Annotated in this window: 18 protein-coding genes; 10 read left to right on the top strand and 8 right to left on the bottom strand. The window is 34.3% G+C overall.

Annotation, left to right across the window (positions count from 1 at the left end; all coding sequences use genetic code 11):
* Positions 1-53: 53 nt before the first annotated feature.
* Both ACWGOQ_RS05645 and ACWGOQ_RS05650 read right to left on the bottom strand, forming a co-directional pair.
* Positions 54-1,589: a glycine--tRNA ligase gene (locus ACWGOQ_RS05645; RefSeq protein WP_452056101.1), complete on the bottom strand. Its 1,536-nt coding sequence runs from the start codon at positions 1,587-1,589 to the stop codon at positions 54-56.
* Between the two features lie 141 nt (positions 1,590-1,730).
* Positions 1,731-2,612, bottom strand: coding sequence for a DUF8428 domain-containing protein (locus ACWGOQ_RS05650; protein WP_452056100.1), 882 nt, complete (start codon positions 2,610-2,612; stop codon positions 1,731-1,733).
* Between the two features lie 78 nt (positions 2,613-2,690).
* Between ACWGOQ_RS05650 and ACWGOQ_RS05655 the strand changes: the two genes are divergently transcribed.
* Both ACWGOQ_RS05655 and ACWGOQ_RS05660 read left to right on the top strand, forming a co-directional pair.
* Complete coding sequence (locus ACWGOQ_RS05655; protein ID WP_452056099.1) at positions 2,691-3,371, top strand: ComF family protein; 681 nt, start codon at positions 2,691-2,693, stop codon at positions 3,369-3,371.
* Positions 3,372-3,429: 58 nt separating this feature from the next.
* Positions 3,430-5,043, top strand: coding sequence for an Ig-like domain-containing protein (locus ACWGOQ_RS05660; RefSeq protein ID WP_452056098.1), 1,614 nt, complete (start codon positions 3,430-3,432; stop codon positions 5,041-5,043).
* Here ACWGOQ_RS05660 and ACWGOQ_RS05665 read toward each other — a convergent pair.
* Entirely contained in the window at positions 5,030-5,818 is a 789-nt protein-coding gene (locus ACWGOQ_RS05665) for a nitrilase family protein (RefSeq protein WP_452056097.1), read from the bottom strand. The two genes, ACWGOQ_RS05660 and ACWGOQ_RS05665, sit on opposite strands and share 14 nt — an antisense overlap.
* A gap of 149 nt (positions 5,819-5,967) precedes the next feature.
* Between ACWGOQ_RS05665 and ileS the strand changes: the two genes are divergently transcribed.
* The 8 genes from ileS to ACWGOQ_RS05705 all read left to right on the top strand — a co-directional run bounded on the left by ileS (position 5,968) and on the right by ACWGOQ_RS05705 (position 14,221).
* Positions 5,968-9,372 (top strand): isoleucine--tRNA ligase, encoded by a 3,405-nt coding sequence (ileS, locus tag ACWGOQ_RS05670; protein ID WP_452056096.1) that lies wholly within the window; start codon positions 5,968-5,970, stop codon positions 9,370-9,372.
* Between the two features lie 6 nt (positions 9,373-9,378).
* Positions 9,379-9,762 (top strand): TraR/DksA family transcriptional regulator, encoded by a 384-nt coding sequence (locus tag ACWGOQ_RS05675; protein ID WP_452056095.1) that lies wholly within the window; start codon positions 9,379-9,381, stop codon positions 9,760-9,762.
* Positions 9,763-10,016: 254 nt separating this feature from the next.
* Positions 10,017-10,550, top strand: a complete 534-nt coding sequence (locus ACWGOQ_RS05680) for an RNA polymerase sigma factor (protein WP_452056094.1) — start codon at positions 10,017-10,019, stop codon at positions 10,548-10,550.
* 4 nt (positions 10,551-10,554) lie between these two features.
* Complete coding sequence (locus tag ACWGOQ_RS05685) at positions 10,555-11,346, top strand: HEAT repeat domain-containing protein (protein ID WP_452056093.1); 792 nt, start codon at positions 10,555-10,557, stop codon at positions 11,344-11,346.
* Positions 11,347-11,375: 29 nt separating this feature from the next.
* Positions 11,376-12,134 carry a DUF4097 family beta strand repeat-containing protein gene (locus ACWGOQ_RS05690; RefSeq protein WP_452056092.1) on the top strand — a complete coding sequence of 253 codons (759 nt, stop codon included), beginning with the start codon at positions 11,376-11,378 and terminating at the stop codon, positions 12,132-12,134.
* A 32-nt stretch (positions 12,135-12,166) separates the two neighbouring features.
* On the top strand, positions 12,167-12,880 hold the full coding sequence (locus tag ACWGOQ_RS05695; RefSeq protein WP_452056091.1) for a DUF4097 family beta strand repeat-containing protein: 714 nt from the start codon (positions 12,167-12,169) through the stop codon (positions 12,878-12,880).
* A gap of 69 nt (positions 12,881-12,949) precedes the next feature.
* The gene (locus tag ACWGOQ_RS05700) at positions 12,950-13,570 is read left to right on the top strand and encodes a DUF4097 family beta strand repeat-containing protein (protein WP_452056090.1); all 621 of its coding nucleotides are present in this window, start codon (positions 12,950-12,952) and stop codon (positions 13,568-13,570) included.
* A 42-nt stretch (positions 13,571-13,612) separates the two neighbouring features.
* Positions 13,613-14,221: a lipoprotein signal peptidase gene (locus tag ACWGOQ_RS05705; RefSeq protein WP_452056089.1), complete on the top strand. Its 609-nt coding sequence runs from the start codon at positions 13,613-13,615 to the stop codon at positions 14,219-14,221.
* Between the two features lie 5 nt (positions 14,222-14,226).
* Here ACWGOQ_RS05705 and ACWGOQ_RS05710 read toward each other — a convergent pair whose 3' ends face one another.
* The 5 genes from ACWGOQ_RS05710 to ACWGOQ_RS05730 form a co-directional block, all read right to left on the bottom strand.
* Entirely contained in the window at positions 14,227-14,628 is a 402-nt protein-coding gene (locus tag ACWGOQ_RS05710; RefSeq protein WP_452056088.1) for a response regulator, read from the bottom strand.
* Positions 14,629-14,693: 65 nt separating this feature from the next.
* On the bottom strand, positions 14,694-15,269 hold the full coding sequence (locus tag ACWGOQ_RS05715; protein WP_452056087.1) for a 5-formyltetrahydrofolate cyclo-ligase: 576 nt from the start codon (positions 15,267-15,269) through the stop codon (positions 14,694-14,696).
* Positions 15,256-16,242 carry a succinylglutamate desuccinylase/aspartoacylase family protein gene (locus ACWGOQ_RS05720; protein WP_452056086.1) on the bottom strand — a complete coding sequence of 329 codons (987 nt, stop codon included), beginning with the start codon at positions 16,240-16,242 and terminating at the stop codon, positions 15,256-15,258. Before ACWGOQ_RS05720 ends, ACWGOQ_RS05715 begins: the two co-directional genes overlap by 14 nt.
* Positions 16,243-16,247: 5 nt before the next feature.
* Positions 16,248-17,120 (bottom strand): 30S ribosomal protein S6--L-glutamate ligase, encoded by an 873-nt coding sequence (gene rimK, locus ACWGOQ_RS05725; RefSeq protein WP_452056085.1) that lies wholly within the window; start codon positions 17,118-17,120, stop codon positions 16,248-16,250.
* Positions 17,120-17,548, bottom strand: coding sequence for an ATP-dependent zinc protease family protein (locus ACWGOQ_RS05730; protein ID WP_452056084.1), 429 nt, complete (start codon positions 17,546-17,548; stop codon positions 17,120-17,122). Before ACWGOQ_RS05730 ends, rimK begins: the two co-directional genes overlap by 1 nt.
* Positions 17,549-17,677: the final 129 nt, after the last annotated feature.

Genomic DNA, 17,677 nt, shown 5'->3' on the forward strand with positions numbered 1-17,677 from the left:
AAAATACCGGCAAATTGCCGGTATTTTTTTGATCACTTTTGATTATAAAACTCTTATTTAAGCCAAAATTCAGGATCTACTTTTTCTGAGATGATAGATGTAAGTTCTGATATAGCAACGCGTTTCTGCTCCATAGTATCTCTATCTCTTATGGTAACCGTTTGATCGTGTAATGTGTCATGATCCACCGTAATACATATAGGGGTTCCCACAGCATCTTGTCTTCTGTAGCGACGCCCGATAGCATCTTTCTCATCATATGCTACATTAAATTTCCATTTAAGGTCTTCTACTATCTTTTCTGCAACTTCAGGTAAACCGTCTTTCTTAACCAGTGGCAAAATGGCTGCTTTTACCGGCGCTACAACCGCAGGTAATTTTAATACGACTCTACTAGATCCATCTGCTAGTTGCTCATCCTGTAATGCGGTGGAGAATATAGCAAGGAACATTCTGTCTAACCCTATAGATGTCTCCACAACATAAGGAACGTAACTTTCTTTTAATTCAGGATCAAAGAACTGTAGTTTTTTGCCCGAATATTCTTCGTGAGCTTTCAGGTCAAAATCAGTTCTGGAGTGAATCCCTTCTAATTCTTTAAATCCGAATGGAAAATTAAACTCTATATCCGCTGCTGCATTGGCGTAATGTGCTAATTTGTCGTGATCGTGGAAACGATAGTTCTCTTTTCCTAATCCTAAAGATAAATGCCAATTGAGACGAGTTTCTTTCCAGTATTCATACCACTTCATCTCTTCTCCCGGACGTACAAAAAATTGCATTTCCATCTGTTCAAACTCACGCATCCTGAAAATAAACTGGCGAGCTACGATCTCATTTCTAAAAGCTTTACCAGTTTGAGCAATACCAAAAGGAATTTTCATTCTTCCGGTTTTTTGAACATTTAGAAAATTAACAAATATTCCTTGTGCAGTTTCAGGCCTTAAAAACAAATCGGTTGCTGATTCTGCAGAAGCGCCAAGTTTTGTGCCGAACATAAGATTAAACTGTCGTACATCTGTCCAGTTTTTAGACCCTGTTTCTGGATCTGCTATACCAAGCTCTTCTATCAATTTCTTAAACCCAGCCAAATCCTCTTCTTCTTGAACTCTGGTTAATTCTAACGTAATTCTATCGATCTCTTTTTGTCGACGCACAACATTAGGATTTGTGGATCTAAACTCTTCTTCATTGAAAGCATCACCAAAGCGTTTTTTAGCTTTAGCAATATCTTTTTTAATTTTCAGATTTATTTTTTCCCTAAAGTCTTCTACTAAAACATCAGCTCTATATCTTTTTTTAGAATCTTTGTTATCAATAAGCGGATCATTAAACGCATCTACATGTCCCGATGCTTTCCACGTAGTAGGATGCATCAATATTGCTGCGTCGAGACCTACAATATTCTGGTGCATATACACCATACTTTTCCACCAATATTCCCTGATATTCTTTTTGAGTTCAGCCCCATTTTGTCCGTAATCATATACCGCACTCAATCCGTCATAGATCTCACTAGAACCAAATATATACCCGTACTCTTTAGCATGGGCAATAACCTTCTTAAATTTATCTTCTTGATTTGCCATGGCGCAAAAATAATTGAATTTACAAGAATTGAAAACGAATTTATTTATTTAATGCTCGGATCAAGTAATTTCTGACAAAAACATAAAAAAACCACCATATTAAATACAATATGATGGTTTGTGTATATCTAGAAAAACTGTTTATTTCAATTCAAATTGAGTATTCGAAATCATTCTCGGTCCAGAAAATAAATTTACCACATAATTTCCTTCTGTCAATTCTCCTTCTGCGGCATCTACTAAAACACAAACGTCTAGAGCATCATTCTCATAAAATACTTTATTACGACCACTATACGTTAGTACGGCATCGTCAAAATTCACAGAAACTTTGTCTCCGATCAGGTTATTTTCAGGGTTTATAACCTGAACGAATAGATCTTTATCTCCTTTCTCGGTTAATTTATTTGGCGAAAGTGTAAAACAAACTCTTACTTTTTCGGCTCTGCTGGATCTCGATGTCGTAGTAATTTTACCACTATTACGTACTCTAACACCTTCTGCCTTGATACCAGAGGCCTGTAAAGCTGAACCTCTTTCTACAATTTCTGCTAACTTATTGTTCTGCGTTGCCAAAGAATCAGAGAATACAATTCTTTCTGATAATGCTGTAGAAGTACTATCCAAATCTGTAGCTAATTGAGCATTTGCTGTGGTTAAACTATCCGCTAGTTTAAACAACCTTTCGCGCTCTTTCTTTAGCTTACTGACTTCTCTCCTATATCGAGCAATCAACGCTACATTAGCATCATAGTCCTTTAAACTATCCAACAAAACAACAACACGTTGTTTTTCCTTTAACAAATGATCATCCATTACTTCATTTAGAGCAATGGCATTGTCATATTTTGTTATTAATTCTCCTAATTCACTTTCAATTAAATCCTTTTCTTGTTGCAAAATTGCTTTTTCTCTCTTTTCTTCGTTGTAGAACTTATACGTGAAGATCCCCAGAATTAATAAAAGAGCTCCCAGAACACCAATTAGTATCTTAAGGGTCAAGTTATTGTTTTGAGTTGTCATAATAAATTTCTAATTTTTGATGGTTATGTTAAATGGTAAATTTAGTTAAATATAATAATTAATGTTAATTGACCTACTATGTTAAGCGACTTAGCTTATTTATTCTATCCTATATATTGTGCTGCCTGTGACAACCCATTATATAAAAATGAAAGGATCCTGTGTACTTCTTGCCGACACAAGCTCCCGCTAGGTAATTTCCATAAGGTAAACGCTAAAAAGATCGAAAAAGTATTTTATGGGCGGGCCAAAATAGAAAATATAACCTCTTTATTGGTGTTTGAGAAGGGTGGATTGGTACAAAATTTGATCCACAATCTAAAGTATAGAGGCAGAGAAGAGATAGGAAAAGAGCTTGGGAAATGGCTTGGGAACGAAATATGCCAATTAACTGAATACCAATGTATTGATGTAATAATACCGGTACCTCTTCATCCTAGAAGATTAAGAGAACGAGGTTATAATCAAGTAGAGAAATTTGGAAAGGAAATTGCAGAAAGACTTCAGGCAAAATACGTTGATTTTGTTTTGAAAAAAAATTCCTACAATAAAAAACAATCAAAAAACAGCAGTCTAACACGTTGGATAAACACATCTGAAACATTCGGTGTACACAATGAGTCCTTATTAATAAACAAACATGTATTAATTGTTGATGATATTGTGACCACAGGTGCCACTTTAGAAGCTTGTATTGAAGTTCTTAAATCAATTCCCGGCATTAAAATAAGTATTGCTACTATGGCTATCACGGTATAGATTTTTTGTTTGTTATAAATAGTCGTTTCTTTGTGTCTTTAAAAATTGTAACGGAGCTATGTATAAAAGATCCTATGCGCTATTATTAAGTACTTTTTTGCTGTTCTTCATATTCAGTTGTGCCAAAAAAGGTACAATAACAGGTGGAGAAAAAGATGAAATTCCTCCAAAATTTGTGAAGGCAACCCCTCCTAATTTTTCTACAAATTTTAACAAAAAGGAAATTAGGATATATTTTGATGAGTACGTAAAGCTAAATGACCCTCAGAAACAAATTATCATTTCTCCTCCGATGGATCCTAAGCCAGAAATAACCCCTTTGGGTAGTGCAAGTAAATATATAAAAGTTAAATTTTTAGACACACTGTTAAAAAACACTACTTACAGCATCAATTTTGGTCAGAGCATAGTAGATAATAATGAAGGAAATCCTAATCCATTTTTTAGATATGTTTTTTCCACAGGAGCTTCTCTTGATTCGCTTAGGATACAAGGTTCTGTCGGCGATGCATTAGAAAAAAAGGCAGACCCTTTTATCAGTGTGGCACTATACCAGATTGAGGAGGCGTACTCTGATTCTTTGGTCTTTAAAGAAGTTCCAAGGTACATCACAAGTACTTTAGACAGCACTTATTTTGACTTAGACAACCTAAAAGAAGGAACCTATAAACTAGTAGCGTTAAAAGATGCTGCTTCTAACTATACCTATCAGCCTAAGCAAGATAAGATTGGTTTTTATGATGAAATTGTAACGCTTCCTGCAGATACCGCAAAAATTTTCAATATAAATTTATTCAAAGAAATTTTGGACTTCAAGGCTTTAAAGCCAAAACAAGTTTCTAAAAACTCTTTTGTTTTTGGATATGAAGGCGTAGCCGATTCTATGAATATCAATTTACTTAGTAAAACCCCTGAAAAATTAGAAACCAGGATTTTTCCGGATAAAGTAAAAGATACCCTCCATTATTGGTTCAAACCTTTTTTTGAAGCTGATTCGCTTATTTTCGAGGTAACTAATTCAAAAAACTTCCGAGACACACTCGTGGCAAGATTTAAAGATCAATATAAGGACTCTATAAAACTTAGTAATAACGTAAAAGGAAGTTTAGCTTTTAATAAGGATTTCACACTTTCCTCAAACACTCCAATAGCATCTGTTAACGAAAAACTAATTTCATTGACCGATAAAGACACCACACAAGTACCTTTTTCTGTGCAACTAGATAAATTAAAAAACGAAGCTGTTTTTACTTTCGAAAGAACGGAAGATAATGCCTATAAAATGCAATTACTGCCTGAAGCTGTTATTGATTTCATCGGAAATAAAAATGACACTATCACCATAAATTTTAGAACAAAGAAATTGGCAGATTATGGTACCATATTTTTTACACTACAAAATGCAAAAGAATATCCGCTGCTGATTCAGGTAACTGATGAACAGGGAAAGTTTATTGACGAAAAAATAGTTACAAAAGAAGAAACTACCGTTTTTGATAACTTAGACCCCGGAAAATATAATATCAGAGTAATTTTTGATACTAATAAAAATGGTATTTGGGACACTGGGAGTTTTCTAAAAGGAATTCAACCGGAAAAAGTAGTCTATTACCCTGAAGCTATCGAAGTGAGAGCAAATTGGGAACTAAAACAAACCTTTATTTTGGAATAATCTGAAAGCGATCAGCATCCTCCAGAAAAGGTAATTTTTTACGTGTCTTTTCTATATGAAATTTATCTAACGTTGCGTATAAAATAATTTCCTTTTCGACAGGGTTTTCTTTTAAAACAGAATTTCCTAACACATCATACACGGCAGAATGACCATTGTATTCATAGCCTTTACCATCCAAACCTACTCGATTTACCCCGATACAGTAGGACATGTTTTCTATAGCTCTTGCCTTTAATAAAGTATCCCAGGCATTTACCCGTAGTTTTGGCCAACTAGCAACATAGATCAGCACATCATATTCCGATGTATTCCTGGCCCATACAGGAAATCTAAGATCGTAGCAGATTTGCGGTTTGATTTTCCAACCTTTATAAGTTATAATTGTTTCTTCACTACCTGCTGTAAAAACTTCTTGTTCTTTTGCTAGTGTGAATAATTGGTGTTTATCATATTTCTCAATAATACCATCCGGTTTTACAAAAAGAAAGCGGTTAAAATAAGCTTCAGCATCTTTTACAATAATACTTCCTGCTATAGCACAACATTTCTCTTTAGCTAATTTTCGTAACCAACGTATCGTTTCACCATCCATAGTTTCTGCAACCTCTAGGGCATTCATTGTAAAACCAGTAGAGAACATCTCTGGTAAAATGATCAGGTCTGTTTCACTACGTATTGATTTGATTTTTTGTTCTAAGACAAACCTATTCTCAATTGGGTTTTCCCAAGCCAAGTCAGATTGAACCAATACAATGTTTAAGGAAGTATCCATGGTTTAAAATTACTAAATTCTATTACACAATTAAGAACATCGGAATGTTAAAGTTTTTCATAAGAACAATCATCAACATTTGAGTCATTTACACCCGTCATTTTCAATAAAATCCTTATTTTCGCAGACTTAATAGAAAGAACGATCAAATGAGCACGAAGTTTCCTGAGTATAAAGGACTTGACTTGCCAAAAGTGGCAGATGATATATTAGAATTCTGGCAACAGCATACTATTTTCGAAAAGAGTATTTCTGAGCGCAAAGACGCACCTCCTTTCATCTTTTTTGAAGGACCTCCATCCGCCAATGGATTACCGGGAATTCATCATGTCATGGCTCGTGCTATTAAGGATATTTTTTGCCGTTACAAAACACAAAAAGGATACCAAGTAAAACGCAAGGCCGGTTGGGATACACACGGGCTTCCTGTAGAATTGGGGGTTGAGAAAGAATTAGGCATCACCAAAGAAGATATTGGTAAAAAAATCACAGTTGAAGAATATAACGAAGCTTGTAAAAAAGCAGTAATGCGTTATACCGATATCTGGAATGATCTTACAGAAAAGATTGGGTATTGGGTAGACATGGAAGATCCATACATCACCTACAAGTCCAAATATATGGAAACTGTATGGTGGTTACTTTCTGAAATATATAAAAAAGGGTTGCTGTATAAAGGGTATACCATACAACCGTATTCTCCCAAAGCCGGAACCGGATTAAGTTCGCACGAGCTTAACCAACCAGGAACCTATCAGGATGTTACTGACACTACGATTGTTGCTCAGTTCAAAGCTACAAAAGAAACATTACCATCATTTCTAGCAGATGTAGTAGGTGATATTTATTTCTTGGCCTGGACAACAACTCCCTGGACATTGCCCTCAAATACAGCATTAACGGTAGGACCGAAAATTGATTATGTTTTAGTAAAAACTTTCAATCAATACACTTTCGAACCTATTAACGTAATTCTGGCGAAGAATTTAATTGGTAAACAGTTTAGCGGAAAATTTATACTGGCAGAAAATGAGGAAACACTAAATTCTTTTAAAGAAGGAGATAAAAAAGTCCCTTACCTAATTCTTAAAGAATTTAAAGGAGCTGATCTTGTAGAGATTCGTTATGAACAACTACTAGACTACGCACAACCATATGATAATCCTGAAAACGCGTTTAGGGTAATTTCAGGTGATTTTGTAACTACTGAAGATGGTACTGGTATTGTACATACCGCTCCTACTTTTGGTGCAGATGATGCTTTAGTGGCTAAACAAGCAACGCCAGAAATTCCTCCACTACTCGTAAAAGATGATAACGACAATTTAGTTCCATTAGTTGATTTACAGGGTAAATTCACAAAACACGTTGGTGAATTTGGCGGTAAATATGTTAAAAATGAATATTACAATGATGGTGAAGCTCCAGAGAAATCTATAGATGTCGAGATTGCTATCAAATTAAAAATAGAAAATAAAGCATTTAAGGTTGAAAAGTATGTACACAGTTATCCTAACTGCTGGCGTACGGATAAACCTATCTTATATTATCCATTAGATTCCTGGTTTATAAAAGTGACCGATTTTAAAGATCGTATGCACGAATTGAATCTAGGTATCAACTGGAAACCAAAAGCCACAGGAGAAGGGCGGTTTGGAAATTGGCTGGCAAACGCCAACGACTGGAACTTATCCAGATCCCGTTTTTGGGGAATTCCATTGCCAATCTGGCGTACAGATGATGGTAAGGAAGAAAAAATTATTGGCTCTGTAGAAGAATTAAAGGCTGAAATGCAAATAGCCGTAGATGCCGGTGTTCTGGAAGCCGATATTTTTGCTGATTTTATAGTGGGAGATATGAGCGAAGAAAACTATGATAAGGTAGACCTACACAAAAATGTAGTAGATAAAATTATCTTGGTTTCTCGATTAGGTAAGCCCATGAAACGCGAAAGTGATTTAATTGATGTATGGTTTGATTCTGGATCCATGCCATATGCTCAATGGCATTATCCCTTTGAGAATAGAGAAAAAGTAGCATCTGGTGAGAGAAAAGCAGACTTTATTGCTGAAGGTGTGGATCAAACTCGTGGCTGGTTTTACACCTTACACGCAATCGGAACCATGATCTTTGATGACGTTGCCTATAAAAATGTTGTATCTAATGGTCTCGTATTGGATAAAAATGGTCAAAAAATGTCCAAACGATTAGGCAATGCTGTTGATCCTTTTGATACCCTAAAAGCATATGGACCAGATGCGACCAGATGGTATATGATCAGCAATGCAAATCCTTGGGATAATCTAAAATTTGATTCTGAAGGAATTGCAGAAGTACGTCGTAAGTTTTTTGGAACATTATACAACACCTATTCGTTTTTTACATTATATGCAAACATCGATAACTTCAACTATACTGAAGCTGATATCCCGTTAGCAGATCGTCCAGAGATTGATCGCTGGATTTTAAGTGAACTGCATACCTTGATCAAAAATGTAGACCAATATTATAACGAATATGAGCCGACAAAAGCCACAAGAGCCATTTCTGATTTTGTTCAAGAAAATCTAAGTAATTGGTTTGTTCGCCTAAGTAGAAGAAGGTATTGGAAAGGTGATTACCAGAAAGATAAAATCTCTGCCTATCAGACGTTGTATACCTGTATGCTTACAGTAGCAAAGTTGGGAGCACCAGTAGCACCATTTTTTATGGATCGTTTATACAAAGATCTTGTTTCTAATACCAGAAAAGAATCTTTTGAAAGTGTTCATTTGGCACATTTTCCTAAATATGAAAGCTCATTCGTAGATAAGGCTTTAGAGCACAAAATGCAAAAGGCACAATCTGTGTGCTCCTTAGTACTGTCTTTACGTCAGAAAGAAAAAATTAAAGTGCGTCAACCACTACAGAGAATAATGATTCCTGTACTAAATGAAGCTGATAAAGCGGAAATAAATGACATTGCTGGTTTGATAAAAAGCGAAGTAAATGTTAAAAAAATTGAACTTATTGACGATGCATCAGGGATATTAGTAAAACAAATAAAACCTAATTTCAAAAATTTAGGCCCTCGTTTTGGAAAAGACATGAAACTGATAGCCAACAAGATACAATCTTTCGATCAAGAAACGATCAAAATTCTTGAACAAACTGGAAGTTTTGATATAGAAATTAATGATAAAATTATTACATTAGGTACCGATGATGTAGAGATCAGTTCTCAGGATATAGCGGGTTGGTTGGTTGCAAACTCAGGCTCACTAACAGTAGCACTGGATATAACCATAACTCCAGAGCTTAAAAAAGAAGGGATCGCAAGAGAGCTTGTAAACCGAATCCAAAATATCCGAAAGGACAGTGGATTAGAAGTAACTGATCGCATAAGAATTGTAATACAGGAAAACAAATCTATTCAGGAAGCGGTTGCTACTAATGAAACATACATCAAGAATGAAACCTTAACCGAAACAATTGAATTTGCAACAGATGTAATAAATGGTATAGAAATTGCGTTTGACGACATTGCAACCCAATTGGTAATTAAAAAACAATAAGAGAGTATGGCAGCAGATGTAAAAGCAAGGTATAGTGATGCCGATTTAGCGATGTTTAAGGAAATCATCGTTGAAAAAATGGGAAAAGCCCAGAAAGATTTAGAATTGCTTCAGAGTGCTTACAAAAATGATGGTAATAATGGTACAGATGATACCTCACCTACATTCAAAGCTTTTGAGGAAGGTAGTGAAACAATGTCTAAAGAAGCAAATACACAATTAGCCATTAGACAAGAGAAATTTGTTCGTGATTTAAAAAATGCATTGTTACGGATAGAAAATAAAACATATGGTATTTGCCGTGTAACAGGAAAACTTATTAATCCGGAGCGATTAAAACTAGTTCCTCATGCAACACTTAGTATCGAAGCTAAGAACATGCAGAGCTAACAAAACGCAAAATATTGTAAATTTAAAGTGCTTTCCAGATTGGAAAGCACTTTTTTTATGAACGAAACTCTTTTTTAAACGTATTAATTTGCACAATGTATTCTAAAACAAATAGTTAGACCAACCTCTTTGTTATTAGAATCATTCGTTTTTTTTACTACTAAATAAAAATTAAAAAATAATACTACCTGATTTGTAACCTTTTCAAAAATCTCAGGTATTACAAATAGAAACTAACCCAAAAGAGTAGCATCTTGAAAAATGTAACTGACGAAGAATTAATGATTCTGGTATCTAATGGAGATTTAGATATGATGAGTATCCTTTTTGACAGATATCATATCAGAATATTTAATTTTTTGCTGAAAATGACTAGAGATAGAAATGTCAGTCAGGATATTACTCAGGAAGTTTTCTATAAGGCTATAAAATATAGAGCATCGTATAAAAAGGGTAAGTTTTCATCATGGATTTATACCATTGCCAGAAACATATTTTCCGACCACTACCAGAGTCAAAAAAATAAAGAGCAACGATTAGATGAAATTGAGTATAAAATCGAACACGAAGAAACCGACAGTTTAGAAAAACAAGAAATTAAAGAACAACTAGATAAAGCTCTAAGACGATTACCCCAATGTGATAGAGAATTGATCATAATGAATCGGTATCAAAGGATCAAATACCAAGAGATTGCAGAAATTACAGGATCAACAGCCGGCGCTGTTAAAACCAAAGTACATCGGGCAATTCATAAATTAAAAGATCATTATCTACAAAATATATAACGCTATGAACTGCAAAAAAATAAACGAACTACTTATTGATTATCTGGATGACAATTTAGATCAGAAAGAACATCAGTTGATTGCAGCGCACCTTTTAACTTGTAATAGTTGTCAGGAATCATTTCAAGAACTTCAATTAATTTTTGATGGAATCGATCAAAACGTAACCGAATTGCCGGACAAAATCCTCAAAAGTAATTTCGAAAAAATGCTTCAGCAGGAAAAAGATGTATTGCAAGAATCTAAACGAGTTTCATTTAATAATCCATCGAAAAAACATTGGAAAACTGCGCTACAAATTGCTGCCACCGTTGCATTGATTGTTTCTGCTTATTTCTATGGGAGACAACAAAACAAAATGTCTTTTTCACAAGAAATGGCAGTGTTAGAAGAAGAAAAAACACAGTTAAAGGAAGAGGTAACTATTTCTTTAATAGAAAATGAATCTGCCAGTAAACGTTTACAAGCGGTAAACTATGCGGAAAAGTTAGAAAAACCAGGAAATGAAATACTAAAAGCGTTGATAAACAAAATGTTTTACGATGACCATATCAATGTGCGACTAGCTGCAGCAGAAGCACTTACTAAGTTTTCGGACTCAGAAATGGTACGTAAAGCATTCATTAGTGTCTTGGAAATAGAGCAAGATCCAGGCATGCAAATTGAATTAATTCAAATATTAGTTTCTATACAGGAAAAACGCGCAGTTCCTTCTATGGAAAAGCTACTTAAAAATGAAGAAACACCAAATTATGTAAAAGATCAAGTAACGATTGGTCTACCAAGTTTAATTTAAAATTTCAATCAAAAATCAAAAAAGAACAGATGAAAAATATAGCAATCGCCATAGTATTTCTGATTACTATTGGGCATGTAAAAGCACAGGAAGATTACAGACAATCTCTTCAGGGAGTTAAAAATGTAATGATTAGTTCAGAATCAGGAGTAAAACTAACGGCTCACGACAAAAATGAACTATTCATCACTGGAGAAGGTCGCAAAATGCCTGAAAAAGCAAAAGGATTAAAAGCTGTATATGCCGGGGGAAGTGACAACACTGGATTTGGTATATATGTACTAAAAGAAGGGGGAACACTAATCATTCGAAACCTAAAAAGTGCTTATACCAAAACCTTAGAGATTTTTCTACCAAAAAGTGTAAACATCAAAATAGAGCGAAGCAACCTCGGAAAAGTGGATGCAGAAGGATTCTCATCAGAAATAGAAGTTTCTACCAATGTTGGTCATATCACATTAAAAGATGTTACAGGACCTATTGTCGCCAAAACAGCCACAGGAGAGATTAATGTGGTTTTTAAAAAGGTAAATCAAAATTCTCCAATTTCATTGGTTTCAGCAACAGGTGCTATTGATGTGAGTCTTCCATCCAATACCGCTGCAAATTTAGAGATGAAATCGACAATGGGTGAGATTTTTACAGATTTCGACATTAAACTACCCGTTCCAGAAAATGGTCTGAAAGTAGTTGGAGGTAAAAAAACTATTAATACTGAATTAAATAATGGTGGCGTAGAAATAAGCCTAAAATCCGCAACTGGAAATATCTACCTAAGAAAACAATAAAGAGGTCATACATCAATCAAAACAATCAAATCATGAAAATTTTAATAAACCTTCTCGCATTCAGTTGCATCATATTTCAGCTAAATGCACAAAAAGTAATCGAAAAAGAAATCAACACATCTGCGGATCGTATTACTGTGGAGTTTAAATTTGCCGAGGATATAACGATCAAAACCTGGAATAAAAACACCGTATTCCTTAAAGCAGAAGTAAGTATAAATAACGGAGAATATGACTCGTATTATGACCTTAACATAGACAATACTTCTTCTGTTTTGGATATAGAATCAAGTTATGGAGACTTATTTGACACTTGGAAAAAGGAGAAGGGGTCTAACAGCAAAAATAATTGGGAGCCCTGCAATAATATGGATATAGATGCGAACTATACACTGTATCTTCCAAAAAACGCGAATCTACGTATAAAAAGTATATCCGGTAATGTGGCTTCAGAAAACTATCAGGGTGATCTTGAAATTGATATTATCAGTGGCGATATTGATATTAAAAAGTATCATGGAAAGCTTACACTAAAAACAATTAGCGGAGACATTGATATCAATATTGCTCAATCCAAATTATTGGCAGAAACTCTTTCCGGACTTATCTATTCTGATAAAGAAATGGAATTTGATCAAGGAAAAAACAGAATTGTCGGTAGTAAGGTGACAGGTGCTTTTGGCAGTGTAAAAAGCAATTTACACCTTAAAACGATCAGCGGTGATATCTTTTTGAGAAAACAGTAATGGTATCATACATCAAAATACAATACATACATTTTTATAAAAACCAGAAAAAAAGCTACCTTGAAATTTATGAGGAAGCTTTTTTTCTTTTGTATCGTTTGTTTCGTCTCAATTCGTTTATCTGGTCAATCCACCTTTGATAAAAGTATTGATGCTACTAATCTCTCAGAAGTATATATTTTTGTTGATAATACATTTCAGATTGAAATTATAAATACTACAAAAAATAAAGTCATCGTACAAGCACGCTCTGAGGGAGAGTATCAAAATGACATATTAATTTATGCTAAACGAAAAGAAAACACACTTACGATTAGGGATGGTATTCAGCCTTTTTCAGAAAACCATAATGATAAGCTCAGCGCGCACAAGGTTATTGTATTAAAAATAAAAATTCAAGTCCCTCATCACCTCAAGGTTACTGTACAGTCTAGGATTGCTTCTCTGAAACTGTCCGGAGAGATCAAATCATTATTTGTGGAACTAAATTCGGGGGATTGTTCGCTTCATCATTTTGTTGGAAATGCAACCGTAAACACTTTGGGCGGCAATATTTTGGTAAACACCCAAAACGCCATTGTAAATGCATCGACAAAATCAGGAATTCTCTACAAAGAGGAAATCTATGGTCTACATCAAATTGCCCTAAAATCCATAAGTGGAAACATAAACGTCTACAAAACAAAATAAAACACTATTTTTGTCCGTCACTTTATGAAATAAGAGAAATTTATGTCCCTGAAGAAGTCTATTTTAGTTATAATCGTAGTTCTGCTAATAGATCAGATTTCCAAAATATATATCAAAACTAATTTTACGCTGCACGAAGAAGTACCGGTATTTAGTTGGTTTCGAATTGTATTTGTTGAAAATAAAGGGATGGCTTGGGGATTTGAGCTTCCTGGAAATTATGGAAAATTGATCCTTACACTCTTTAGGTTAGTTGCTATTACAGGGATTGGATATTGGTTATATGACTCTGTTCGAAAAAACAGTTCTAGAATTCTAACATTCTGTATCGCTTTGATTTTTGCAGGTGCTTTTGGGAATATTATTGATTCTATACTCTACGGTATTATTTTTAACGAAAGTTCTACTACTCAAATAGCACAATTTTTGCCAGAAAGTGGTGGATATGAAAGTATTTTTTATGGTAAAGTAGTCGATATGATTCAGTTTACTTTCTATGATGATATATTACCAGAATGGATTCCTTTCTGGGGTGGGAAGCATTTTTCTTTTTTTGATCCTGTATTTAATATTGCAGATTCTGCTATAAGTATTGGAGTTTTCTTGCTTTTGATATTTAATAAAAGAGCTTTCCCTAAAAAAGATTCCTAACCAAATTAATTTAAAATTTTTTCAAATTCTTTAAAGTCAATTGGTTTGGTAAGGTAATCAGAAACTACTTCGATAGATTTAGCTCTATTAATATCCCTGATATCAATAGAGGAGCTAACCACATATAAATCAATTTTTTTACTGATTTTATTTTTAATTTTATCAAATTCCTGAAGAAACTGCCATCCATCCATAATAGGCATATTTAAGTCCAGAAATATAACTTGAGGAATAGGGTGTTCTTCTGCGTGGTGTGCAGATTTTATAAAATAGTTTAGCGCTTCCTTGCCGTTATTAAATACGATTATTTTGTCTGATAATTTCTTTAACTCGATAACTTTGCTAACTAAATTTACATACATGTTGTCATCATCTATGATGCAAACACTCTTAGTATTTTGGAGCATTTTGGGGTATAAATTAAAAATTTAATACTGTTGAGAACTATACTTGGCAACAAAATTGTTTCTCGTTAGTTAAAAGTATAAATTTTTGATGGAGTTACACAATAATCCAGACGAATATCAGTAGATAAAATCCCTTTGATGGTTTCTTCAGGTTTAAAAAAAGAAAGTCCTATTTTAATTACATTAGGGTTACAAAAAGACAAAAACTTATCATAAAAACCTTTGCCATAACCCACTCGGTTTCCTCTTTGATCAAAAGCCAATAATGGTACAAAAACTATTTCGATTTTATCTTCCGGGACTGGAATCCCATCTACAGGCTCTGGAATGCCCCGAGTGTTTGTTTTTAGTGTAGTATTATCTGTTAATAGCAAATGTGTTAATGTATTGTTTTTAAAATTACTTTTTGACACTACAATATTTTTATCCTTGCCCTGAAGAATATGAAGTATAAAATCTGTATGAACTTCTTTGTGTTTTTCAATAGATAAAAAAACATGGTAAAAAGAATGTCCCCAGATGGGTAACTTCAGTAGATTGTTTGCAATAGTTAAGCTCAAATCTTGGACCTCCTCATCCAAAAGATCAGCACGTAATTTTTTATATTTTTTTCTTAACTCTTGTTTATTAAGGCTTGCCATCATTCAGGGTTTTTGTGATATGAAAAATCGCATCGCCTTTATAGACAATCGGAGCTTCATTTACATTGATAATATAACCTTCATTACTTGCTTTTACTACATGCCGCATTTTTCCGTACGGATCCGTTATTGTTGCTAAATGTTCACCTATTTCTACATGTTTCCCATATGGAATTTTGACGTGTAATAAACCGCTATATTTTGCTCTTATCCACGAGCTCTTTTCTATAAATATAGTTTCTGCTTTAGTTTCTGGTCTATCAAATGAAGAGTGCAACATATCCAAATGATGTAATATTCTCATGGTACCATGTACACCTTCTCTGGCTATATTTTTATTACTGTTTTGCGATTTCCCTCCTTCAAACAGTAAAATATTAATTCCTTTTTTGGTACAAGTGGCACGATAAGAACCGTCTATGTTTTTAGAAAACATGGTAAATGGCGCATTAAAAATCTTCGCAAACTCCACAAGTTTTTTATTTTGAGCATCGACTCGAATATGTGGGGCATTAAACCTGCTCGCACCTCCGGTATGAAAGTCCAAACAAAAGTTTGCTACAGGCAAAATTTCGTTGACAAATTGATATGCAAAACGACTCGCTAGCGAACCACTCTTTGTTCCTGGGAAAACCCTATTCAGGTCTCTTCCATCAGGAAAAGAACGTTGCATTCCTAAAAATCCAAATACGTTTAAAACTGGGATACATATAATACTTCCCTTCGAAGGTTTATTGATTTTTTTAGAAATAATCTGACGAACAATTTCTACTCCATTAATCTCATCTCCATGAATCCCGGCAGTAATTAATACAGTAGGCCCTACTTTTTTGGATCTTTCGATGATAACCGGGATCTCTATTTTTGTAGACGTATAAAGATTGGCAATATTAAAATTGATTGTTTTACTTGCTCCAAGCGGAATATGCGCTCCTAAAATGCTTAAGACATTATTTTTACTCATACTTCCCATATGTTTTACACACTTTGTTCTATGAAACGAATAATTGATTTTGCAATGTCCTTTCCAGTCGCGATTTGTATTCCTTCTAAACCAGGTGAAGAATTTACCTCAAGGATAAGTGGTCCTCTTTCGCTTTGCAGCATATCTACTCCTGCAACTCCCATTTTTAAGACCTTCGTAGCTTTTATGGCAGCATTTTCTTCTTCTTCAGATAGTTCAATAATTTGCGCACTACCTCCTCTATGCAAATTAGAGCGAAACTCACCTTCTTTCCCCTGTCTTTTCATAGCGCCAACTACCTGACCATCTACCACCAACACCCTGATGTCTGCTCCTTTTGCCTCCTTTATATATTCTTGTACAATTACTCTGGCTTGTAATCCATTAAACGCTTCTAAAACAGACTCTGCTGCTGTTTTGGTCTCTGCCAAAACCACACCCAAACCTTGTGTTCCTTCTAGCAGTTTTATAATGAGCGGAGCACCATTAACGTGAGAAATAACTTCAGAAACATCCTTAGAGTAATTCGTGAATACTGTTTTTGGCAACCCCAACCCCGCCTTGGACAAAATTTGAAGACTTCTAAGTTTATCTCTGGAGTCTACTAAAGCCTGAGATCGAACTGTAGTAAAAATACCCATCATCTCAAACTGCCGAACCACTGCAGTACCATAAAATGTAATCGAGGATCCTATTCTGGGAATAACGGCATCTACATGATCAAGTTTTTTACCTCGATAATAGATTTTAGGTTTCTTTTTTTCCATAATGATATCGCAATTCAGCGGATCTATTACTTGCACATTATGTTTACGCTTTACGGCTGCTTGCACTAAAACATCAGTAGAGTACAAACTCGCATTGCGAGATAATATTTTTATATTCATTAGGATTTTAAGTTGTACGACTGATCTTCTAGCTGTGGATCTACCAAAAATTTCCCACTAAGAAATTTACGCCCAATTAATACCGGAAAACGCATGTCATCACGAGAAGATAACGTAAGAGTTATAGAATGAGTCTTATTGAATACGGTAACTTTTGTTCTAATGGCATATCTAACTTCTACTTTTCCATTACTACTCTTTACCGCAGTAATGTCATAATTCGTAAAAGTAAATTTTTTACCATTATATTCAGGATGAGTGGGGTCTAGAAATCGACATTCCAAAATCTGTCCTACCTCTTTAATTTCTTTACAATGAACAGAAGAAGTATACGCTCCAGTATCGACTTTTACATCAATATCTTGTAGCTCTAAAAGTGGAAAATCTACCTTATCAGTCCTACCAATTATTTTTTTCTGATCTTTCAAAAAAATATCTTTAAAACAATATAATTACTAAAGTAAGAAAAAACCAGATGCATTCTATAGTATAACACCTTTTAATAACTAATTTCATTATTTGTTTTTAACATAATATTCAAACGAAGTGTATTTAAT

This window comes from Aquimarina ulvae (assembly GCF_053613295.3).